The following is a 21,064-nucleotide window of genomic DNA, read 5'->3' as shown; positions in this document are numbered from 1 at the left end:
CGGTCATACGCATCGGCGTTTCGGCGCATTTGGGTAGGGCGCAAGACCTAGTAGACCCACGAGGAAATCCCTCGTCGAGGCCGGCAGCACCGGAGGAGAGCATGACCGACAGCGCCACCAAAGTCGCCATCTACGGTCCAGGGGCCATGGGATTGCACATCACCAGGCTGCTGCACGAGCGCGGAGTGCCGATCGTCGCCGCGATCACCCGGCCCGGCTCCGACAAGGCGGGCAAGGACCTGGGCACCCTCGCGGGCCTTCCCCCGCTCGGGGTCCCGGTCCGCTGCGACGCCGCGGAGACGCTCGCGGAGACCGCGCCGGACGCCGTGGCGGTCGCCGTCGACACCTATCTCAACCAGGCCATGTACGACATCTACGCGACGATCGTCCGGGCGGGCGCCAATGTGCTCACGCTGGCCGAGGAGATGCTGTACCCGTTCCCGACCTCCGGGACGCGGGCACGGCGGCTGGACGAGCTCGCCAAGCGGCACGGGGTCACCGTGACCGGCACCGGACACCAGGACGCCTACTGGGTCGGCCTGGTCTCCGTCCTGGCGGGCTCGGCCCAGACACTGCACACGGTGGAGGGCGAACTGTCCTGGAACGTGGACGACTTCGGGCCGGCCGTGGCGCGGCAGCAGCATGTCGACAGCACGGTGGCGGAGTTCGGCGCATGGCTCGCGGGCGCCGCCCGGAAACCCACGTTCGGCAGGACCGCGCTCTACGCCCTGGCCGCCGCCATCGGGCTGACACCGGGACGGCCGGAGACCCGGACCACGCCCTTCGTCGCCGCGAGGACGATTCCCTGTGCGGCGCTCGGCAAGGACATCGCCCAGGGCAGGCTGCTCGGCTACACCGACACGGACACCCTGCACACCGAGGAGGGCGTGGACCTGGTCATCAGCTCGACCGGCAAGGTGTACGAGGCGGGCGAGGCGGACTTCAACGAGTGGCGCACCACCGGACGGCCCGCGCTGCGGCTGCGCAACGACCGGGTGATGACCCGGGACACCACCTGCACCACGCTCATCAACCGGATCCCCGACGTGGTCCGGGCGGAGCCGGGGCTCGTGACCGTCGACCGGCTGCCACAGCTCCGCTATCAGGCTTCCTTGGGGAAGGCGTCTTCGGGCCGGGCATCCGCCGGGTAGGGCGACGGCGCGGTCGGCTCCGCGCGGCGGCCCCAGCGCCGGGTATGCCGTTCCAGGAGCAGCAGCAGATCGATCAGAAAGGCGTCCCGTTCCGCGACCAGTTCGGCCACGGACCGTCCCCCTGCCGCCTCCGCGCTTCCGGTGACCATCCGCTCGTACAGCTCGTCCGTCAGCTCGGGAGCGTCGAGCCTGGTCAGGGGATCGAGCAGCCCCGGGCCGAACTGGTCGAGCATATGGGCCATCCCGCCGGGGCCGCCCGCCAGATGGGAGGTCAGGCACGGCCCCAACAGCGCCCAGCGCAGCCCGGGACCGTGGGCTATCGCGGTGTCCACCTGGCCGACGGTGGCCTCACCGGCGGCGACCATGTGCAGCACCTCGCGCCACAGCGCCTCCTGGAGGCGGTTGGCGATGAACCCGGGCAGCTCCCGGTCCAGGGTCAGGGGCGTCTTCCCGGTGTGGCGGTAGAAGCGGCCGGCCCAGGCGACCGTGGCCGGGTCGGTGGCCCGGCCGCCGACCACCTCCACCAGGGGGATGAGATAGGGCGGGTTGAACGGATGGCCGACCACGAACCGTCCGGGGGTGCGGCACGCCGTCTGCATATCGGTCATGGCGAAGCCGGATGTGCTCGAGGCGACCACGACGCCCCGGGGTGCCGCCGCGTCAATCGCGGCCAGCACACGGACCTTCGTATCCAGCCGTTCGGGGACGGATTCCTGGACGAAGTCGGCCACGGACACCGCCTCGGGGAGGGAACCGGTGAAGCTCAGCCTGTCCCGTCGTGCCCCGTCGGCCAGGCCGAGCCGCTCCACGGCCGGCCAGGCGCGGTCCACCAGCGCGTTCAGCCCGTCGGGGGCGTCCGGCGCGGGGTCATGGGCGACGACGTCATAGCCCATCCGCAGGAAGTGCGCGGCCCAGCCGCCTCCGATGAGGCCGGTGCCGACGACGGCCACGGTGCGGACCGACTCCGGCTCCCGCATGCCGTCCCGCGCGGGGGTCTCCCACTCCCCGGCGGCCATCAGCGGACACCGTCCGGGGCGCCCTCGCGCACGTCCCGGCACAGCCGCTCGAAGTTGGCCACGTACCGTCGCACATCGTCGCGGGTGTGCTGCACGGACAGGGTGAACTGCTCGGACTTGCCCCACGACGGCAGCAGGACCCCGCCGCACACCTGGTAGAGCCAGTGGGCGCGCCGCCACGGGGCGGGGGAGCGGAGAAAGTCGCGGTAGTCGCGCAGCCGGTCGGCGAAGACGACCGCGCCCTTGGCCCCGGCGGAGACGACCCGGCCCGGGATGCCGTAGCGCGATATCAGCTCGCTCACGCCGGTCACGATGGTGGTGCGCAGGGCCTCCAGATGCGCGTATGCCCCGGGGGTGAGGACTTCGGTCAGCATCGCGCGGGCCGCCGCCATGGTCATCGGGTTGCCGTTGAACGTGCCGACCTGCTGATAGGTGTTGTCCGCGATCAGTTCCATCAGTGCGGCGGTGCCGCCGATGGCCCCGCAGGGGAGCCCGCCGCCGAGCGCCTTGGCCAGGCATACGAGGTCGGGGGTGACGCCGAGCAGCTCGGCGGCTCCGCCGGGTGCCACCGCCAGACCCGTCTTCACCTCGTCGTAGGCGAGATACGCACCGTGGGCGTGCAACAGATCGCGCAGTGCGGCGAGGTAGCCCGGGGGCGGGAGGACCACGCCGATGTTCATCATCACGGGCTCGACGATCATTCCGGCGACGGAATCCGGGTTCTCCTCCAGCGCGGTGCGCACCGCGTCGATGTCGCCGAACGGCACGGCGAGCGTCAGACCGGCGAACTCCGGTAAGTACGCCGGCCCGGACGGCACCGAGCACGGCCGGCGGTCCGGTCCGATGTCGCCCTGCTCCGGAAGGGGAAACGTGGACACCTGAACCGAGTCGTGGTGTCCGTGGTAGGCACCCTCCACCTTGATGATCTTCTTGCGGCCGGTGGCCACCCGCATCAGATGGACGGCGTCCATGGTGGCCTCGGTCCCGGAGTTGCCGAACCTCCACAGCGGCAGGCCGAAGCGTTCCGCCAACAGCCGCGAGACGGCGATCAGATCCTCGGTCGGCAGGCCGAAGTGGGTGCCGAGACGCACCCGCCGCTCGACCGCGCCGACGATGGCCGGGTGGGCGTGGCCCGCCAGATTGGCCCCGAACCCGCCGTGCAGATCGACGTACTCGGTGCCGTCGGCGTCCCGGACCCGCCCGCCCTCGCCCCGCTCGATCCAGATCGCACCGGGCTCGGCGTCCTGCCAGGACGAGGCGACGCCCCCGGCCAGGGCGCCACGCGCGGCCTCCCGCAGCTCGAACGACCGCCGCATCCGGTCGACGAGCCGCCTCTCCGAGGCCTCGATGAGCTGGTCCAGCCGGGCGAGATCCCGCTCTTCCGCTCGTGCGGTCGGCGCACTGGTCATGATCCACCTTTCACGGGGCAACGGCGCTCCGGGCGCCTGAACGGCCGCATCGGACTATGGATCGTCGGCACCGTGCCGGGCCGGCCGGCGAAGCCGCGCTCGGTCCGGCCCATCGGGGCCACGACGTCGAGTGAGGGACGGCACCAGGGCGCATCGGCACCGGGAATCAGTGGAGGCTGGATACCCGGACCGCGGTCGAACCGCTGCTCCACATCGGGAATGTCAAGTGATTTCCCTAGGCGGAACCGGCTCAAATGCGAATGAACGGCCCGCCAAGAGGTCGTGGCCCCCGGGCGCCGCGAGTCAGGGGCGGTGCGGCAGGATGAGCGGGTGACCCAGTCTGCCGCCGCCGCGCCCGCGGCCCCCGACCGCACCGTGCTCGACGCCTTCGAGGCGGCCAAGGGCTTCATGCCGCTGGACGAGGGGCTCGCCCTGTACGCCGCGGCCGTGCGGGCGGCGGCGCCGGGGCTGCCGCTGGTGGAGGTCGGCACGTACTGCGGGCGCTCCACGATCCTGCTGGCCGACGCCGCCCGCGCGGCCGGGACGGTCGCCGTGACCGTGGACCACCACCGGGGCTCCGAGGAGCAGCAGCCGGGCTGGGAGTACCACGATCCGGAGGTGGTCGACCCCGAGGTGGGGCGGATGGACACGCTGCCCACCTTCCGCCGCACCCTCCACCGGGCGGGCCTCGAGGACCACGTCATCGCCATGATCGGGCGGTCCCCGCAGGTCGCGGCGGTGTGGGGGAAGCCGGCCGGGCTGGTGTTCATCGACGGCGGGCACACCGACGAGCACGCGGGCGCCGACTACGAGGGCTGGGCGCCGCATGTCGCACCGGGTGGCCTGCTGGTGATCCACGACGTCTTCCCCGACCCGGCCGACGGCGGCCAGGCACCGTACCGGATCTACCGCCGCGCGCTGGCCTCCGGCGCGTTCACCGAGGTCTCCGCCACCCGCTCACTCCGCGTCCTGCGCCGCACCGCTGCCGCCACCGGTCCCGGGGCCTGAGAAGGGGCCGCCCGGCGCCCCAGGCGCGTCGGCCGGGCCGCTACCATCGCCCGCGTGTCCAACGGCAGCTTTTTTCCAGAGCCCCGTCGTCGCGGCGGCACCCTCGCCATCGTTCTGGTGGCGCTGATACCGACCTGCTTCGTCGGCTGGCTGCTGTGGAGTTCCCTGGGCGGTTCGAAGGACGACGGCGCGGACGGGGCGGGCGGGGCGAGCGGGCCCACGACCTCCTCGACGTCCTCCCCACCGCCGCCGTCGTCCGGCACGTCCGCCCCGTCCGCACCCGCCCCATCCGGGGAGCCCGGAAGGCCCGGAGCGCCCGGAAAGCCCCTCAAGGGCAAGGTCGTGGTGCTCGACCCCGGCCACAATCCGCACAACCGCGACCACCCCTCGCGGATCGCCCGGCTCGTGGACATCGGCACCGAGACGAAGGAGTGCGACACCACGGGCACGGCCACCAACTCCGGCTACCCCGAGGCGTCCTTCACCCTCGATGTGGCGCGCCGCGCCCGCACCCTGCTCGAAGCGCGCGGCGCCACGGTGCGGTTCACCCAGGACGGCGACCGGCCGTACGGGCCGTGCGTCGACGAGCGCGCGGAGATCGGCAACAAGGCCCACGCCGACGCCGCGGTCTCCGTGCACGCGGACGGCGCGGCCGCCGGGGAGCGCGGCTTCCATGTGATCCTGCCCAAGTCCGTACGGGGCGGCGGCGCGGACACCTCCGCCATCACCGCCCCCTCCCGCCAACTCGGCGAGCGGCTGCGCGGCGAGTTCGCCCAGGCCACCGGCAGCGCGCCCGCGGGGTACATCGGCGACGGCAGCGGGTTGGACGTCCGGGGCGACCTGGGCGGGCTCAACCTCTCCACCGTCCCCAAGGTGTTCATCGAGTGCGGCAATATGCGCGACTCCCAGGACGCCGCGGAACTGACCGACAAGGCGTGGCGCGAGCGCGCGGCACACGGTATCGCACAGGGCATTACGGACTTCTTGAACGAGTAGCGCCGCCACAACCGAACGGGAGGTCACGACCGGGATACCGATGGGACACCCCCGGTCTCCGCAGGCGGATTCACCCGTACGATGGGGCCCACCCCCGACGCCTTCGCGCTATCGCGCCTGGCGGCAGCGCTCGTACAGACGAAACGACAAAGGACCTCACGTTGAACATCCGCTCGCTCACTCGAGGCGACGGCGTGGTGATCGGAGCAGCGGTGTTGCTGTTCATCGCCTCCTTCCTCGACTTCTACACCGTCGACTGCGGCGGTAGCAGCTTCTGCAAGGACGCCGGTGAGAACGGATGGAAGTCCGACTTCTTCCCCGTACTGCCATCCATCTTCCTGGCCGGCGTGATCGCCGCGGCGCTCATCGTCTCCGCGCGTTTCCAGCCCGCGGGCCGCAACCTCTTCGGGCTCTCGCTCGAGCAGTGGGGCTCGGCGCTCGCGGTGTTCGCGGCCTGGAGCTCGCTGTGGACGATCATCGGTGGCCCGGACGGAGTCGACAAGGGCGTCGGGCAGATCCTCGGCCTGATCGCCACCCTGGCGATGGCCGCCGTCGCGCTGCTCACCCAGCGCGTCCCGGCTCTCAAGGCCCCGCTGATGAACGCCTCCGCCCCGGCTCCGGCCCCGTACGGCGCCCAGGGCCCGCAGCCGGGGTACGGCTACCCGGGCCCGGGCGGTGCCCAGCCCGGCGCCCCCGCGCCGTACGGCGCCCCGCAGCCCGGTCAGCCCGGCCAGCCGCAGCCCGGCCAGTCCTTCGGCGGTCAGCAGGCTCCGGCCCCCACCCCGCCGGCCGCGGGTGGCGGGGACTTCGCCCCGTTCTGGTTCGCGGTGCCGGTGGCCCGTCCGCTGTACGCGGAGGACGGTTCGTCGAGCACCATCGCCGAACTGGCCCCCGGCACCTGGTACCTCGCGGTGGAGCAGCGCGGTCAGGCGCTGGTCGCCCAGACGCAGGACGGCCGCCGCGGTGTGCTGCAGGACACCACGGGGATCCAGCGCGGCTGACCCGCGTATGCGCGTCGCATGACATGACCGTGTGCGTCGCATGACATGGCAACGGCCCCTCGCCCGAAACACCAGGCGAGGGGCCGTTGCCATGTGCGGCCCCGGCCCGTACAGTCCGGCCGGTGTGCGGCTGACGTGCTGTGAGCCGCCGTTCTCCACCCTGTCCGGCGGAACGAGGGGGCTCCCATGCGGCTCGGTCTGGCGCTCGGCTACTGGGGCCGCGGCCCCGACCCCCACCATCTGGAACTCGCCCAGGAGGCGGAGCGGCTGGGCTACCACTCGGTGTGGACCGCCGAGTCCTGGGGCTCGGACGCCTTCACCCCGCTCACCTGGCTCGCCGCCCACACCACCCGGATCGCGCTCGGCACGGCGGTCGCGCAGATGGCCGCCCGCACCCCCACCGCCACCGCGATGCAGGCGCTCACCCTGGACCATCTCTCCGGCGGCCGGATGATGCTGGGGCTGGGGCTGTCCGGACCGCAGGTGGTCGAGGGCTGGTACGGACGCCCGTTCCCCAAGAGCCCGCTGACGGCGACCCGGGAGTATGTCGAGGTCATCCGGCAGGTGCTGAACCGCGAGGCGCCGGTGCGGCTCGACGGGCGCTACCACCCGCACCCCTACGCCGGTCCGGACGCCACCGGTCTCGGCAAACCCCTCAAGCCCATCGTCCATCCGCTGCGCGCCGACCTCCCGGTGCTGCTCGGGGCGGAAGGGCCCAAGAACATCGCACAGACCGTGCGCATCGCCGACGGCTGGCTGCCGCTGTACTGGTCACCGTCGCGGACGGACCTCTACCAGGCGACACTGGCCGACGCCCGGGACGGCTTCATGGTGGCGCCGATGACACAGGTGCGGGTGTGCGCCGATGTGGCGGAGGGGCTGAAGCCGGTCAAGGCGATGCTCGGCTTCTACATCGGCGGAATGGGCCACGCGGCCCGGAACTTCCACGCCGATCTGATGGCCCGCTTCGGCTACGAGGCCGAGGCGCGCCGGGTGCAGGAGCTGTTCCTGGCGGGGCGGCGCGCGGAGGCGATCGAGGCCGTGCCGGACGCCTTCGCCGATGAGATCTCGCTGGTCGGGCCGCGTGAGCGGATCGCGGAGCGGCTGGAGTTGTGGCGCAAGGGCCCGATCACGGATCTGCTGGCGCTGGCGCCGGACCTCCGGACGCTGCGGGTGCTGGCGGAGCTGGCGGGCTGAAGCGCGGGCTGAGGCACGTCGTACGGGGCAGACCGAACGCCTCGTACGGGTGTGCGGCCGCGCCGGGTTTGGCTTCGCCTCGCGGGGCAACACGTGAGGCATGTCACGAAGTTATCGCCACGGAAGCAACCAGGCGGCGACCGTCGTGGCGGTCGTCGCGGACGTCATGGCCGTCATCCTCGGCCTCTGGATCCTGTTCGCCCTTCTCGACGCGAACCGCGCCAATGACCTCGTCACGGTGGTCCATGACGCGGCGAGCTGGCTCGCGAGCTGGTCCCATGACCTCTTCACGATGGACACGGACTGGCTCCGCACCATCCTCAATTACGGCCTCCCGGCCGTGGTGTACCTGTTCATCGGCCACGCCATCGCCGGCCGGCTCCGCCGAGGCTAGCGGGCGTCCGACGGTTCGTGCCGCCTGCGGCGCGTCTTTCCCCTACCCGCCCCTCCCCGAAACTGGGGCTCCGCCCCAGACCCGGACACCCGTACGCCGTGGCCGGGTACGCGCCCCGAAGGGGCGCGGGGAACTGCGCGACCAGCCACGACGCCGTCGCGGATGATCGACGGCATGGCGAGGCAGTTCCAGTTTCGGGAAGGGGCGGGTAGGGGAACAGCCCGCCGCAGCACGAACCGCCGGCCGCCCCCTAGCCGCAGCAGTCCGAGTCCAAGCCTCGCGGCAGCCTCTCACCGCCGAAGACGGCCGTGGTCGCCTCGTCCCCGCCCAGCACCGCCACGGCGAGCAGCAGCGACCCGGCCGTCCAGGTCGTGCGCTCCTCCGGCCAGACCGCGTCGTCCTCGAAGACGTAACCGGTCCAGTACATGCCGTCCTCGGCGCGCAGCGTCGGCTGGATCCAGCGCAGGATGTCCACCGAGCGGTCGGACTCCCCCATCACCCAGAGCGCGAGCGCCAGTTCGCAGCTCTCGCCGCCGGTGACCCAGGGGTTGGGCGAGACGCAGCGCACCCCGAGCCCGGGTACCACGAAGCGGTCCCAGCCCTCCTCGATGCGGTCCTTCGCGGCGGCGCCGGTGACCGCGCCGCCGAGGACCGGGTAGTACCAGTCCATCGAGTAGCGGTGCTTGTCGAGGAACCGCTCGGGGTGGTGGCGTATGGCATGGCCGAGCAGCCCGGCCGACAGTTCCCAGTCGGGCTGGGGCTCCTCGCGGTGTTCCGCGATGGCCAGGGCGCAGCGCAGCGCCTGGTAGACGGAGGAGGAGCCGGTCAGCAGGGCGTCGGGGTCCACGGTGCCGTCGGCGCGGTGCCGCCAGCCGATCTGGCCGCCGCTCTGCTGCAGCCCGAGCACGAACTCGATGGCGGCGAAGACGGTGGGCCAGATCTGGTCGAGGAAGGCGTCGTCGCCCGTGGAGAGGTAGTGGTGCCAGGCGCCGACCGCCACGTAGGCGCAGAAGTTGGACTCCCGGCCGCGGTCGGTGGGGTCGGTGGCGGCCACGCCGTCCGGGGTGTCGGGGTAGGCCGCGTACCAGGAGCCGTCGGGATTCTGGTGCCGGGCCAGCCAGCGGTAGGCGGCGGTGGCGCGCTCGTGCTCGCCCGCCGCGTCCAGCGCCATCGCGGACTCGATGTGGTCCCAGGGGTCGAGGTGGTGGCCGCGGAACCACGGTATGGCGCCGTCCGCGCGCTGGACGGCGGCGATGCCCTCGACCGTGCGCAGCACCTGCTCGGGGCTGAGCACTCCGGGCAGCGCGAGCCGTTCGGTGCGGGGGCCGGGGCGCGGTCCGAGGGCGGTCACGCCCGCTCCTCACGCGGTGCGTGGGGCTTGGTCGCGTACGCCACGAAGCTCTTGCCGATGACGGGGTTCAGGGCGCGCTCGGCGAGCCGCGTGGCCAGCGGCTTCTTCATGATGTCCCACACCAGCAGCTGGTGGTACGCACGCACCGGGAGCGCCTTGTCGTTGTCCACTCCGAAGGCGCACTTGAGCCACCAGTAGGGGCTGTGCAGCCCGTGGGCGTGGTGGGTGCCGTACGGCCGCAGTCCGGCCTCGCGCATCTTCTCCAGCAGTTCGTCGGCGCGGTAGATGCGGATGTGGCCGCCCTCGACCTCGTGGTAGGCGTCCGACAGCGCCCAGCAGACCTTTTCCGGGCCGTAGCGGGGCACGGTGACGGCGATCCGGCCGCCGGGCTCGAGCACCCGCACCATCTCGGCGAGCACGCCCTTGTCGTCGGGTATGTGCTCCATCACCTCGGAGATGATGACCACGTCGAAGCTGTCGTCGGGGAAGGGCAGGGCGAGGGCGTCGCCCTCCATGGCGGTGGCCGTGGCGCCCGCCGGGGCCTCACCGGCCTCCTTCATGGCGGCGAACCACTTGGCCACCTCGCGTATCTCCTCGCCGTTGCGGTCGAGCGCCACGACCTGGGCGCCGCGCCGGTAGCACTCGAAGGCGTGCCGTCCGGCGCCACAGCCGAGGTCGAGGACGCGATCGCCGGGGGCGAGGGGGAAGCGGGAGAAATCGACGGTCAGCACGGGGGTCTGCTTTCGTCCGGCGGATTCGTGAGGCGGGAGGGGTCGGGGCGGGAGGCGTCAGGGGGTCGGGGGCGGGAGAGGTACGGGGTGGAGCCGGGGCTCAGCGGCGGGCGGCGGTCCGCGCGGACGCGCCGATGGCCCGGCGGTACTGCTCGACGGTGCCGCGGGCGGCCTGTTCCCAGGTGAAGCGCCGCAGCACCCGTTCCCGGCCGGCCGCGCCCAGCCGCCGTCTGAGGTCGGCGTCGCCCAGCAGCCGGGTCAGGGCGGCGGCGAGCGCGCCGGCGTCGCCGGGCGGTACGGCCAGACAGGTCTCGCCGTCGACCCCGGCGACCTCGGGTATGGCGCCGCCGGTGGTGGCGACCAGCGGGGTGCCGGTGGCCATGGCCTCGGCGGCGGGCAGCGAGAACCCCTCGTACAGCGAGGGAACGCAGGCGATCTGGGCGCCGCGCACCAGGTCCACCAGTTCGGCGTCGCTGATGCCCTTGACGAACTCGACGGCGTCCTCGAGCCCGTGGCGAGCCATCGTGGTGGCCACCGGCCCCTCCTCCGGCCGTTTGCCGACGACGACCAGATGCGCCTCGGGGTTCTCGGTGCGGACCTTGGCGAGCGCCTCGATCAGATACACCAGGCCCTTGAGCGGTACGTCCGCGCTGGAGGTGGTGACGATGCGGCCGGGGGTCTCCGGGACGGCGGGGTCGGGCGAGAACAGGCCGGTGTCCGCGCCGATGTGCACCACATGGATCCGGTCCGGCCGCACCCCGAGGTCCTCCGCGATCTCCCGGCGGGAGGAGCCGGAGACGGTGAGCACCGAGGGCAGCCGCCGGGCCACCCGCTTCTGCATCCGGGTGAAGCCGTACCAGCGGCGTACGGAGAACCTGCGCTTCCAGCCGTCGGCGGCGTCCAGCTCCAGCCGGCGGTCGACGGTGATCGGGTGGTGGATGGTGGTCACCAGCGGGAAGCCGAGCTTCTCCAGGCCCAGCAGCCCGTAGCCCAGGGTCTGGTTGTCGTGGACGACGTCGAACTGGCCGGGGCGCGCGGCGAGATGGCGGCGGGCGCGCAGGCTGAAGGTGAGCGGCTCGGGGAAGCCGCCGGTCCACATGGTGGAGACCTCCAGGGCGTCGATCCAGTCCCGGTACTCGTCCCGCCGGGGGGTGCGGAACGGGTCGGGCTGGCGGTAGAGGTCCAGGCTGGGCAGTTCGGTGAGGGTGACGCCCTCCTCGGTGTCGAGCACCGGGTACGGCTGGGCGCCGATGACCTCGACGGTGTGGCCGAGCCGGGCGAGTTCGCGGGAGAGATGGCGCACATAGACGCCCTGGCCCCCGCAGAACGGATTCCCCTTGTAGCTGAGCAGTGCGATGCGCAGCGGCCGTTCGCCGGTGGCGGTGGGGGGTGCTGCTCGAAGCGGGTCGGCCCCGGTCTCCTGCGCGGCCTCTGCGGTCACTCGCGCCCCCTCCTTGGTGCAGTTCAGCGGGAGCGTATCCGCTTCCGTTTATCTAGAACAAGTTTCACTAACGCATCCCCTGAGGAGTCACGAAGATACCTGCCCCGGGCGACCTCTCCAGGGCCGGGGCAGGTGATCCCTACCACTCGGTAGCCGGGGCGTGAGGAGAAGTTGACGACGGGGGTGTGCACCGGGTGCGGTCCCGCCGGCGCGACCGCGAGCGCCGCTCGACAGCAACCTGCCTCAACTGCGCGGACACGGGCGCTTCGGGGAGGACCCGCGCTAGCCTAGAACGAGTTCCAGTGACTCGCAGGCCCGGGACGGTCCTGTCATCATGCACGATGTCCGCTTGTCGCCGACCCGCAGACGCAACACATTCGAAGTGGGACAAATGACCGCAGAAGTCAAGCCGGCCGCCCTGCAGCTGACCGAGCGGCAGGAGGCGCGCCGCCGGCGCATCCTGCACGCCAGCGCCCGGCTGGCCAGCCGAGGCGGCTTCGACGCGGTCCAGATGCGCGAGGTCGCGGAGAACTCCGGGGTGGCACTCGGCACCCTCTACCGCTACTTCCCCTCCAAGGTCCATCTGCTGGTCGCCACGATGCAGGATCAGCTGCAGCACATGCACGAGACGCTGCGCAAGCGGCCGCCGACCGAGGAGGAACCGGCCGCTCGGGTCGCCCAGACGCTGATGCGCGCCTTCCGCGCGCTGCAGCGCGAACCCCATCTGGCCGACGCGATGGTGCGCGCGCTCACCTTCGCCGACCGGTCGGTCAGCCCGGAAGTGGACACGGTCTCCCGGCTCACCACCGCGATCATCCTCGACGCGATGGGCCTGGACGAGGCCCCGACGGCCGAGCAGCTCTCGGCGGTCCGCGTCATCGAGCACACCTGGCATTCGGCGCTGATCACCTGGCTCTCGGGGCGTGCCTCGATCGCCCAGGTGAAGATCGACATCGAGACCGTCTGCCGCCTGATCGACCTCACCGCCCCCGCCCCGGTCCGATAGCCGGACGGACGGTACCTCAGGGGCGCGTGCACCAATTCCTGCGCCCCTTCGAGCTTCTGGAAGGGGTTTGTGCGCCCTTGCGCCCCCCATTGGCTCAAATTCCGCGTTCACGCCCTACCCAATCCCGGTATTCATGAACGGCGCGCGACAGAGCGACAACGGCGCGCGACGAGAGAACGGCATCGTGGGGGTGGAGAAGTTCGTGATCCGGTTACTACTGGTACACGAGTCAGGATTACTGCGATCGGCCCTGGCATCCGTCATAGGGGCCGAACCAGACATCGAGGCGGCCGCGTGCTCCTGGCGCGACGCGCGTAGCAGAGCCCGTTCCTTACAGCCGCAGGTGTGCGTGGTGGACACGGACAGCCCGGTGGCGGACAAGGCGGCACGGAAGGGCGAGTGGGGGAAGTTCGTGGCATCCGCCTCTGGGGAGGGCGGGGACTGCGGACTCCTGGTGCTGGTCAACTCGGAGCGGCCGGGCCCACTGCGCCGCGCGCATGAGGCCCGGGCGCTCGGCTACGTCGACAAGGACGCCCCGCCGCAACGGCTGGTCGAGGCCATACGGCAGGTGGCGAGGAAGGAGCGGTACGTGGACGACGCGCTCGGCTACGGCTTCCTCCAGGCGGCCAAGATCCCGCTGACCGAGCGGGAGTTGGGCGTGCTGTCGCTGGCCGCCGACGGCGCCTCCATACCGGAGATCGCCCGTGCGCTGCATCTGTCCACCGGGACGATCCGCAACTATCTGGCCGCGATCACCCGGAAGACCGGGGCGCGCAACCGCGTGGACGCCATACGGATATCGCAGTGCGAGGGCTGGGTCTGATACCGCGGTACGAGGGCCGCTGAACCGGCGGGCGGCGGCCGGCAGAGCTATTCGTCGGGGGGGAAGACCTGCTCACCGGTTTCCGACAGCCGGATGGCGATCGCCTCGACCGGGCAGCCCTCGGCCGCCGTCAGCACCGCCTCGGAAGCGTCGGCCTCCGTCTCGACCGGATGCGACTGCCGCGCCCCGTCGAGCCGGAAGCCGCCGGGGGCGGCGCTTACGCACATCCCCGAGCCGATGCACACACCGCGGTCCACCTCGATCCGCCAGCGGTCCCCCATCAGCTCGGCTCCCCGTCCCACCCCTGGGGCAGGTGGATCATCTTGTGCTCCAGATACGCGGAGAACCCCTCCGGGCCGAACTCCCTGCCCAGACCGGAGTTCTTGTAGCCGCCGAACGGCCCGAGCATGTCGAGGCTGAAGGTGTTGACCGAGTAGGTGCCGGTGCGGACGCGCCGTGCGAAGTCGATGCCGTGCCCGACGTCCGCCGTCCAGACGGAGCCGGACAGCCCGTAGTCGGAGTCATTGGCGATCCGGGCCGCCTCCTCCTCGTCCCCGTACGGCAGCAGACAGATCACCGGGCCGAAGATCTCCTCACGGGCGATCCGCATGTCGTTGCCGACGTCGCCGAAGAGCGTGGGCTCCACGTACCAGCCGGTCCGCTGGGCCTCCGGACGGCCGCCGCCGGTCAGCACCTTGGCGCCCTCCCGCTGCCCCAGCGCGATGTAGTCCAGCGACCGGCGCTGCTGCCGCCGCGCCACCAGCGGCCCGACCTGGGTGGCCGGATCCAGCGGGTCGCCGACGACCAGGGCGGAGGCGGCGGCCGCGAACCGCTCGGCGATCTCGTCGTAGCGGGCGCGCGGCGCGAGGATCCGGGTCTGGGCCACACACGCCTGTCCGTTGTTCATCCAGGCGTTGGGCACGATCCCGGTGACGGCCGCCTCCAGGTCCGCGTCCGGCAGGATCACCGCGGCCGACTTGCCGCCCAGCTCCAGCGTGACCCGGGTCAGATGGCGCGAGGCCACCTCCATCACCCGCTTTCCGGCCGCGACCGAGCCGGTGAACGACACCTTGTCCACGCCCGGGTGGCCAACCAGGTACTCGCTGACCTCGCGGTCGGCCGGAAGGATCGACAGCACCCCCTCGGGCAGCCCCGCCCCGGTCGCGATCTCCGCCAGGATGTAGGAGTCCAGCGGTGTCTCGGGCGACGGCTTGAGGATCACCGAGCACCCCGCGAGCAGCGCGGGCGCCAGCTTCGCGGCCGCCACGAACTGCGGTACGTTCCACGGCACCACGGCCGCGACCACCCCGACCGGCTCCCGCCGCACCAGCAGCGGGCCGAGCACCCCGGCCCGCCGCTCCTCGTAGACGAAGTCGCGGGCCACGGTGATGGCCGAGTCCCACACCATCATCGCGCCGAGCGCCTGGGCGAGGACGCTCCAGGAGTACGGGGAGCCGTTCTGCGCGCTGATGACCCGGGCGATCTCCTCATGGCGTACGGCGATGGCGTCCTTGATCCGGGTGACCACCGCGATCCGCTCGTCCAGGCTCGTCCGGGCCCAGGGGCCCTCGTCGAACGCCGTCCGCGCCGCCGCGACGGCCCGGTCCACATCGGCGCGGGAGGCGTGCGGCACCCGCCCGATGACCTGTTCGGTGTGCGGCGAGACGACCTCGATGGTGTCCTCGCCCGCCGGATCGGCCAGCGCGCCGCCGATGAAGAGCTGCCCGTGCTCGATGAGGTCGTTCATCGCTGCTGCCTTCCGGCCGATGACTGAGGGGTACGGATACGTACGGCCGGCCCGCCCGGAGGGCCGTGGGCCGCGGACCGCGTCGAATATCTGACGCTGCATCAGAACTGATACCAGTTCTAGCTATAGTGGGCAATGCTTGTGTCGAGGAGAGGGGGAGCCGATGGCGCAGGTGACGCGCGTGACCAACCATGGCGGCGGGGTGTGGAGCATCCCGGTCCCGATCCCCGACAACCCGCTCGGGCACACCCTGGTCCACCTCCTCGACACCGACCGCGGCCCCGTCCTGATCGACACCGGCTGGGACGACCCCACGGCCTGGGACACCCTCACCGCCGGGCTCGCCGCCTGCGGCGCCTCCGTCTCCGATGTCCACGGCGTCCTCGTCACCCATCACCACCCCGACCACCACGGGCTGTCCGGCCAGGTGCGGGAGGCGTCCGGGGCGTGGATCGCCATGCACACCGCCGACGCCCAGGTCGTCCGGCGCACCCGGGAGGCCGAGCCCTCCCGCTGGCTGGAATACCTGGAGGAGAAGCTCGCCGCGGCCGGGGCGCCGGAGGCGCATCTGGCCCCGCTGCGCGCCAGCCGCGCCTCCGGCCGTACGAGCCTTCCGGGGCAGCGGGCCGCGCTCCCCGACCGCGAGATCGTCCCCGGTGAACTCCTCGATCTGGCGGGCCGGCGGCTGCGCGCCATCTGGACCCCCGGCCACACCCCCGGCCATGTCTGCCTCCACCTCGAAGAGGCCCATCCGGCGGCCGGGGAGGGCCTGCCCGGCCATGGCCGCCTGTTCTCCGGGGACCATCTGCTGCCCGAGATCACCCCCCATATCGGGCTCTACGAAGACCCCGACGACATGACCGTCACCGACCCGCTCGGCGACTACCTCGACTCCCTCGAACGCGTCGCCGCCCTCGCCCCCGCCGAGGTGCTCCCCGCCCACCAGTACGCCTTCACCGACGCCCCGGCGCGGGTGCGGGCGCTGCTGGACCACCACGAGGAGCGGCTGGCCGGGCTGCTGGCGCTGCTCACCACCCCGCTCACCCCGTGGCGGCTGGCGGAGGCCATGGAGTGGAACCGACCGTGGGAGCAGATCCCCTTCGGCTCCCGCAATATCGCGGTCTCGGAGGCGGAGGCGCATCTGCGCCGGCTGGTGAAGCTGGGCCGGGCGGAAGCGGTGCCGGGTAGCAATCCGGTGATGTACCAAGCGATTTGAGTGACGTATGGGGTGCCGGTCCGACGAACCGGAAGCTAGCCTTACCCGGCCTGGCGCACACAGCCGCACACCCCCCGTAACAGCCGTATCAGCAGGAGCATGCGTGACGAGCCCCACCCGCGATTCCGACCCGACTCCGACGGCCGAACCGGCAGCAGATCCGGCAGATCCGGCCGCTGATCCGACACCGCCCCCGGGCTGCCCCGCCCACTCCGGCCGGGCCCCGGCCGGATACGGGCTCGAGTCGCTGCACGGCCCCGAGTTCGCCGCCGACCCGTCCGCCACCTACGCCCGCCTGCGGGAACACGGACGCATCGCGCCCGTGGAGCTGGCGCCCGGCGTCCCCGTCTCGCTCGTCACCAGCTATCAGACCGCGCTGGACATCCTGCGCGGCCCCGAGACGTTCTCCAAGGACGCGCGCCACTGGCAGGCGCTCACCGACGGCACCATCCCCATGGACAACCCCGTGGTGCCGATGATGATGTACCGGCCGAACGCGCTGTGCAGCGACGGCGAGCAGCATCACCGGCTGCGCTCGGCGATCTCCGACACCCTCGACCGCCTGGACATCCACGCGCTGCGCCGCTACGTGGAGCGGAGCGCCGACTTCCTTATCGACCTCTTCGGCCCCAAGGGCGAGGCCGATCTGCTCAAGGAGTACTCCGCCCGGCTCCCCCTGCTCGTCTTCAACCAGCTCTTCGGCTGCCCGCCCGAGCTGAGCGACAAGCTGGTGCGGGCGCTCTCGGCGCTCTTCGACGTCACCGAGGACTCCGAGCAGGCCAACGCGCTCCTCGCGGAGACCCTCTTCCAGCTCATCGCCCTCAAGCGGGAGAATCCGGGCCCGGACATGACGTCCTGGCTGATCGCCCACCCCGCCGAGCTCACCGACGAGGAACTGATCCACCAGATCGTCGTCCTCGTCGGCGCGGGCACCCAGCCCCAGCAGAACCTGATCTGCAACGGGCTGTTGCTCCTGCTGTCGGACGAACGGTTCCGGGGCGATCTCGCGGGCGGCACCATGCTGATCGAGGACGCGCTCAACGAGGTGCTGTGGAAGGACCCGCCGCTCGCCAACTTCTGCGTCCACTACCCGCGCCATGACGTCACGGTCGACGGACACCGGCTGCCCAAGGGCGACCCCGTCGTCATCAGCCTCGCGGCCGCCAACAACGACCCGTATCTGCTGTCGAACCGGCGCGGCAACCGGGCCCATCTGGCGTGGAGCGCGGGCCCGCACACCTGCCCCGCGAAGGACCCGGCCCAGCTGATCGCCTCCGTCGCCATCGAGAAGCTGCTCGACCGGCTGCCCGATCTCGAACTCGCCGTTCCCGCCGAGCGGTTGGAGTGGCGACCCGGCCCCTTCCACCGGGCCCTGGCCGCGCTGCCGGTGCGCTTTCCCCGGACGGCCGCCAAGTCCGATGAGGCGCTGGCCGAGATGGCGGCGGCGGCGACCGCGGCCATCTCGGGCGCCGTGGGCAGGACCCCCACGGTCGCCCGCGCGGACGCCCCGGACGACAACGGCCCCGGCGGCACCGCACCCTCACCGGACACCGCACCCACCACCACGGAGCCGCGACCGGAACCCGAATCCGGCGCCGAACACGAGGCCCGGCGCCGCTGGTGGAAGTCCCTGGCCCAGTGGTGGCGCCGCGGATAGCGGCTGACCGTGAGCGGGGGCCGGGGGCGCGGCGCCACCGGATTGCCGGGCGGCCCCCGGCCACGTAGCGTCGCGGCGCATGACCCCGACGCTGCGCACCGCGCGCCTGCTGCTCGAGCCGTACCGGCCCGAGGACGAGGACGCCTTCGTGGCCCTGTTCCAGGACCGGCGGGTGTGCCGCTGGCTGGGGGACGGGAGGCTCGCCCCGGAGGCCGAGGACCGGGCGCTGTTCGGGCGGATCTTCACCAAGGTCTATGCCCGGCGGCTGTTCGACGTATGGGCCGTCCGCGAGGACGGCCGGTACGTCGGCCACGCCGAGATCAAGCCGACCGAGGCCGTCGGCGGCCACGAGATCGTCTACGCGCTGGCGCCGGAGGCGTGGGGGCGCGGTCTGGGGACCGAGTTGACCGAGGCGGTCGTCGGCCACGGCTTCGGCGCGCTCGGGCTGAGCGAGGTGCACGCCACGGTCATGGTGGCCAACGAGGCGTCGCTGGCGCTGCTCGCCCGGGTCGGCTTCGCGCGGCGCCGTGATATCGAGGAGGGGGACGGCACGACGACGCGCTGTCTCGCGGTCGTCCGGGGCGAAGGCCGTGGATCGGGCCCGTCCGTGGGCGGCTGAAGGCGCCCGACAAGTCGGCGGATAAGCTGTCCGTAAACTTCATACGCGTCCGATCGGGGGAAGCCGGTGCGATTCCGGCGCTGACCCGCAACCGTGAGCGCGCCCCGCGGGGCGTACGAGCCGGAACACCCGGGCGGGCGCGACGACGCAGGCTCCCGCCGCCGGACGACCGGTGGCGGCACCGTCGAGGTATGCGGAGCTGAGCCGGGTGCCAGGCGTGCCGCGGAGTGTTCCGCGTGCGGCGCGGCTGGACGGCCGTGCGCGGCTGCGTGCGCCCGTCCACCGACCGAGAGGCACCACAGCCATGAACATTCGCCGCAGCGTGGCGGCTCTTTCCCTCTGCGCCGCACTGGGCGCGGCCGCCGCGCCTGCCGCCGTGGCCGACGACGGCCCGGCCGGGCGTGCCGAGGGGCTCCACGGCGCCAAGGACCCGAAGTTCGACGGGGTGTGGCGGCAGTCGCTGGCGCTGCTCGCCCAGGACGCGGTGGGCGTCACCCCGGCGAAGTCGGCCATCGACTGGCTGGCCGGGCAGAGTTGCGCGGACGGCGGCTTCGCGGCGTACCGCGCGGACACGTCCAAGCGTTGCGACCCGAAGAAGGGCGAGTTCACGGACGCGACGGCGGCGGCGGTCCAGGCGCTGGCCGCGGTGGGCGGGCGCTCCGGCACCGTGGAGAAGGGCATCGGCTGGCTGAAGCGCCACCAGAACGAGGACGGCGGCTGGGGCATGAACCCGGGCGGCCCGAGCGACGCCAACTCCACCGCGGCGGCGGTCGGCGCCTTCGCCGCCACCGGCCAGGACCCGGCGAAGGTGACGTCGGCCTCGGGCGAGGGGGCCTCGGGCAAGGGAGGCAAGACCCCGTACGACGCTCTGCTCGGCCTGCAACTGGACTGCTCGGCGAAGGCGGAGGAGCGCGGGGCGTTCGCGTACACGGCGGCCAAGGGCAAGCCCGTGGCCAATGAGCTGGCCACCGCGAGCGCCGCGCTGGCCGCGCGGGGCAAGGGCTTCGTCTTCGAGACCGTCGGCAAGGACAGCGGCGCCGGGCCGAAGCCGCTGCGCTGCGAAAAGGGGAAGGACGGGGCCGACACCCCGAAGGACGCCGCCGAGGCGGCGCTGGCCCATCTCTCCCGCGTCATGTCCGACACCGATGCGCATCTGAAGTCCGCGATGCCCGGTGCCAAGGACCAGCCCGACTTCGGTGGCACGGCCGACGCGGTGCTCGCGCTCGCCGCCGGGGAACACAGCGCGGCCGCGGGCAAGCCCCTGCAGTGGCTCCAGAGCAAGGACAGCGGCGCGGCGGCCTGGGCCAAGGGCGACCCCGGCGCCCTCGCCAAACTGGTCCTCGCGGCCCATGCGGCGGGGGCCAACCCGCGCGACTTCGGCGGCGCCGACCTCGTCCAGCAACTGACCGCCACCGGCCCGGAGCCCGAGGCGGCGGCCCCGGGCGCGGAGTCGGACGGGAACGGCGAGGGCGAGGAGAAGAAGGACGACGACGGAGTCGGCGGCGTCTGGTGGACGGTCGGCGTCTGCGCGGTCGCCGGTATGGGCATCGGCTTCCTGCTGAGCGGCCGGAAGAGGCGACAGCTTTGAGCCCGCGCATCCACGCGGCCCGGCTGTCGCTGCCCGTCCTCGCCCTGTCCCTCGCCCTGTTCCTCGCCCTGTTCCTCGCCCTGTTCGCGATGCTCGGCGCGGGCCGGGCCCAAGCCGCCGACGGGTACCGCTACTGGTCGTTCTGGCAGCGGGGCGGGGACGGCCACAGCTGGAGCTACGCCACCCAGGGGCCCTCCTCCGCACGGCCCGGTGATGGCGACATGATCGGTTTCCGTTACGCGGTCAGCGAGGACTCGAACGACGCCACCCGGCCGCGCGGCATGGCCGACTTCGCCGCCGTCTGCGCCGACACCCCGGCCACGGACGGCACCAAACGGATCGCGGTGGTCATCGACTTCGGTACCGCCACCGACGCACCCGACCGCCGGACGCCGCCCGCGCCCCGTACCGAGTGCGCGCGGGTCGGCGAGGACGCGTCCGCCGGGGAGGCGCTCGCCGCCGTCGCGAAACCGCTGCGCTACAACTCCGCGGCCCTGCTGTGCGCCGTCTCCGGCTATCCGGAGACGGGCTGCGGGGACAAGGTGAGCACCTCCGGGGACGCCCACGCCGCCCCGAAGGGCGACGGCGGCAAGGCGGACGGCGGCGGCTCGGGACCCTCGGCCGGGCTGATCGGCGGACTCGCCGCCGTGGTCCTGCTCGGTGCCGCGGCGGTCTGGCAGGCGCGCCGCCGTCGCGTATGAGCACACGGAAGA

20 protein-coding genes and 1 riboswitch are annotated in these 21,064 nt (G+C 72.4%); of the genes, 13 read left to right on the top strand and 7 right to left on the bottom strand.

Translation table 11 applies throughout. From position 1 onward, the window contains the following. The first annotated feature begins 101 nt into the window (after positions 1 to 101). Positions 102 to 1,151, top strand: coding sequence for a hypothetical protein (locus tag LIV37_RS34545; RefSeq protein ID WP_020871717.1), 1,050 nt, complete (start codon positions 102 to 104; stop codon positions 1,149 to 1,151). On the opposite strand, the gene LIV37_RS34540 is transcribed toward LIV37_RS34545, so the two are convergent. Both LIV37_RS34540 and LIV37_RS34535 read right to left on the bottom strand, forming a co-directional pair. Further along, positions 1,103 to 2,167, bottom strand: coding sequence for a 3-hydroxyacyl-CoA dehydrogenase NAD-binding domain-containing protein (locus tag LIV37_RS34540; protein WP_020871716.1), 1,065 nt, complete (start codon positions 2,165 to 2,167; stop codon positions 1,103 to 1,105). The genes LIV37_RS34545 and LIV37_RS34540 overlap by 49 nt on opposite strands. Continuing rightward, positions 2,167 to 3,576 carry an aspartate aminotransferase family protein gene (locus tag LIV37_RS34535; RefSeq protein WP_020871715.1) on the bottom strand — a complete coding sequence of 470 codons (1,410 nt, stop codon included), beginning with the start codon at positions 3,574 to 3,576 and terminating at the stop codon, positions 2,167 to 2,169. The genes LIV37_RS34540 and LIV37_RS34535 overlap by 1 nt, the downstream gene beginning before the upstream one ends. A 330-nt stretch (positions 3,577 to 3,906) precedes the next feature. Here LIV37_RS34535 and LIV37_RS34530 point away from each other — a divergent pair, with 330 nt between their 5' ends. The 5 genes from LIV37_RS34530 to LIV37_RS34510 all read left to right on the top strand — a co-directional run bounded on the left by LIV37_RS34530 (position 3,907) and on the right by LIV37_RS34510 (position 8,172). Beyond that, positions 3,907 to 4,584: a class I SAM-dependent methyltransferase gene (locus LIV37_RS34530; protein WP_020871714.1), complete on the top strand. Its 678-nt coding sequence runs from the start codon at positions 3,907 to 3,909 to the stop codon at positions 4,582 to 4,584. 54 nt (positions 4,585 to 4,638) lie between these two features. Further along, positions 4,639 to 5,580: an N-acetylmuramoyl-L-alanine amidase gene (locus LIV37_RS34525; protein ID WP_121824174.1), complete on the top strand. Its 942-nt coding sequence runs from the start codon at positions 4,639 to 4,641 to the stop codon at positions 5,578 to 5,580. A 161-nt stretch (positions 5,581 to 5,741) separates the two neighbouring features. After that, positions 5,742 to 6,581: a DUF5336 domain-containing protein gene (locus LIV37_RS34520; RefSeq protein WP_020871712.1), complete on the top strand. Its 840-nt coding sequence runs from the start codon at positions 5,742 to 5,744 to the stop codon at positions 6,579 to 6,581. Between the two features lie 186 nt (positions 6,582 to 6,767). Continuing rightward, entirely contained in the window at positions 6,768 to 7,778 is a 1,011-nt protein-coding gene (locus LIV37_RS34515; protein WP_020871711.1) for an LLM class F420-dependent oxidoreductase, read from the top strand. A 100-nt stretch (positions 7,779 to 7,878) separates the two neighbouring features. Then, positions 7,879 to 8,172: a hypothetical protein gene (locus tag LIV37_RS34510; RefSeq protein ID WP_121824175.1), complete on the top strand. Its 294-nt coding sequence runs from the start codon at positions 7,879 to 7,881 to the stop codon at positions 8,170 to 8,172. A 250-nt stretch (positions 8,173 to 8,422) separates the two neighbouring features. Here the strand turns inward: LIV37_RS34510 and LIV37_RS34505 are convergent, their stop codons facing one another. The 3 genes from LIV37_RS34505 to LIV37_RS34495 all read right to left on the bottom strand — a co-directional run bounded on the left by LIV37_RS34505 (position 8,423) and on the right by LIV37_RS34495 (position 11,695). Next, positions 8,423 to 9,523 (bottom strand): glucosidase family protein, encoded by a 1,101-nt coding sequence (locus LIV37_RS34505; protein WP_020871709.1) that lies wholly within the window; start codon positions 9,521 to 9,523, stop codon positions 8,423 to 8,425. Then, positions 9,520 to 10,254 carry a class I SAM-dependent methyltransferase gene (locus LIV37_RS34500; protein ID WP_020871708.1) on the bottom strand — a complete coding sequence of 245 codons (735 nt, stop codon included), beginning with the start codon at positions 10,252 to 10,254 and terminating at the stop codon, positions 9,520 to 9,522. Before LIV37_RS34500 ends, LIV37_RS34505 begins: the two co-directional genes overlap by 4 nt. A gap of 100 nt (positions 10,255 to 10,354) precedes the next feature. Next, the gene (locus LIV37_RS34495) at positions 10,355 to 11,695 is read right to left on the bottom strand and encodes a glycosyltransferase family 4 protein (protein ID WP_020871707.1); all 1,341 of its coding nucleotides are present in this window, start codon (positions 11,693 to 11,695) and stop codon (positions 10,355 to 10,357) included. A 391-nt stretch (positions 11,696 to 12,086) separates the two neighbouring features. On the opposite strand from LIV37_RS34495, the gene LIV37_RS34490 reads away from it, so the two are divergent. Continuing rightward, positions 12,087 to 12,701: a TetR family transcriptional regulator gene (locus LIV37_RS34490; RefSeq protein ID WP_020871706.1), complete on the top strand. Its 615-nt coding sequence runs from the start codon at positions 12,087 to 12,089 to the stop codon at positions 12,699 to 12,701. Positions 12,702 to 12,903: 202 nt separating this feature from the next. Then, the gene (locus LIV37_RS34485) at positions 12,904 to 13,524 is read left to right on the top strand and encodes a response regulator transcription factor (RefSeq protein ID WP_185058092.1); all 621 of its coding nucleotides are present in this window, start codon (positions 12,904 to 12,906) and stop codon (positions 13,522 to 13,524) included. Between the two features lie 47 nt (positions 13,525 to 13,571). On the opposite strand, the gene LIV37_RS34480 is transcribed toward LIV37_RS34485, so the two are convergent. Next, on the bottom strand, positions 13,572 to 13,805 hold the full coding sequence (locus LIV37_RS34480) for a ferredoxin (protein WP_020871704.1): 234 nt from the start codon (positions 13,803 to 13,805) through the stop codon (positions 13,572 to 13,574). Continuing rightward, positions 13,805 to 15,271, bottom strand: a complete 1,467-nt coding sequence (locus LIV37_RS34475; protein ID WP_020871703.1) for an aldehyde dehydrogenase — start codon at positions 15,269 to 15,271, stop codon at positions 13,805 to 13,807. The genes LIV37_RS34480 and LIV37_RS34475 overlap by 1 nt, the downstream gene beginning before the upstream one ends. 163 nt (positions 15,272 to 15,434) lie before the next feature. Here LIV37_RS34475 and LIV37_RS34470 point away from each other — a divergent pair, with 163 nt between their 5' ends. The 5 genes from LIV37_RS34470 to LIV37_RS34450 all read left to right on the top strand — a co-directional run bounded on the left by LIV37_RS34470 (position 15,435) and on the right by LIV37_RS34450 (position 21,052). Beyond that, positions 15,435 to 16,487 carry an MBL fold metallo-hydrolase gene (locus LIV37_RS34470; RefSeq protein ID WP_020871702.1) on the top strand — a complete coding sequence of 351 codons (1,053 nt, stop codon included), beginning with the start codon at positions 15,435 to 15,437 and terminating at the stop codon, positions 16,485 to 16,487. A gap of 103 nt (positions 16,488 to 16,590) precedes the next feature. Beyond that, positions 16,591 to 18,144 carry a cytochrome P450 gene (locus LIV37_RS34465; RefSeq protein ID WP_020871701.1) on the top strand — a complete coding sequence of 518 codons (1,554 nt, stop codon included), beginning with the start codon at positions 16,591 to 16,593 and terminating at the stop codon, positions 18,142 to 18,144. Between the two features lie 79 nt (positions 18,145 to 18,223). Beyond that, on the top strand, positions 18,224 to 18,763 hold the full coding sequence (locus tag LIV37_RS34460; protein WP_020871700.1) for a GNAT family N-acetyltransferase: 540 nt from the start codon (positions 18,224 to 18,226) through the stop codon (positions 18,761 to 18,763). Positions 18,764 to 18,819: 56 nt separating this feature from the next. After that, positions 18,820 to 18,894: riboswitch (cobalamin riboswitch) on the top strand. Between the two features lie 173 nt (positions 18,895 to 19,067). Beyond that, positions 19,068 to 20,351: a prenyltransferase/squalene oxidase repeat-containing protein gene (locus LIV37_RS34455; RefSeq protein WP_121824176.1), complete on the top strand. Its 1,284-nt coding sequence runs from the start codon at positions 19,068 to 19,070 to the stop codon at positions 20,349 to 20,351. Further along, positions 20,348 to 21,052, top strand: a complete 705-nt coding sequence (locus LIV37_RS34450; protein WP_020871698.1) for an SCO2322 family protein — start codon at positions 20,348 to 20,350, stop codon at positions 21,050 to 21,052. Before LIV37_RS34455 ends, LIV37_RS34450 begins: the two co-directional genes overlap by 4 nt. Positions 21,053 to 21,064 lie beyond the last annotated feature (12 nt).

It is taken from the genome of Streptomyces rapamycinicus NRRL 5491, from assembly GCF_024298965.1.
Lineage (GTDB): Bacteria > Actinomycetota > Actinomycetes > Streptomycetales > Streptomycetaceae > Streptomyces > Streptomyces rapamycinicus.
Note: the sequence above shows the minus strand (reverse complement) of the source record. Positions and strands in the feature narration are given on the sequence as shown.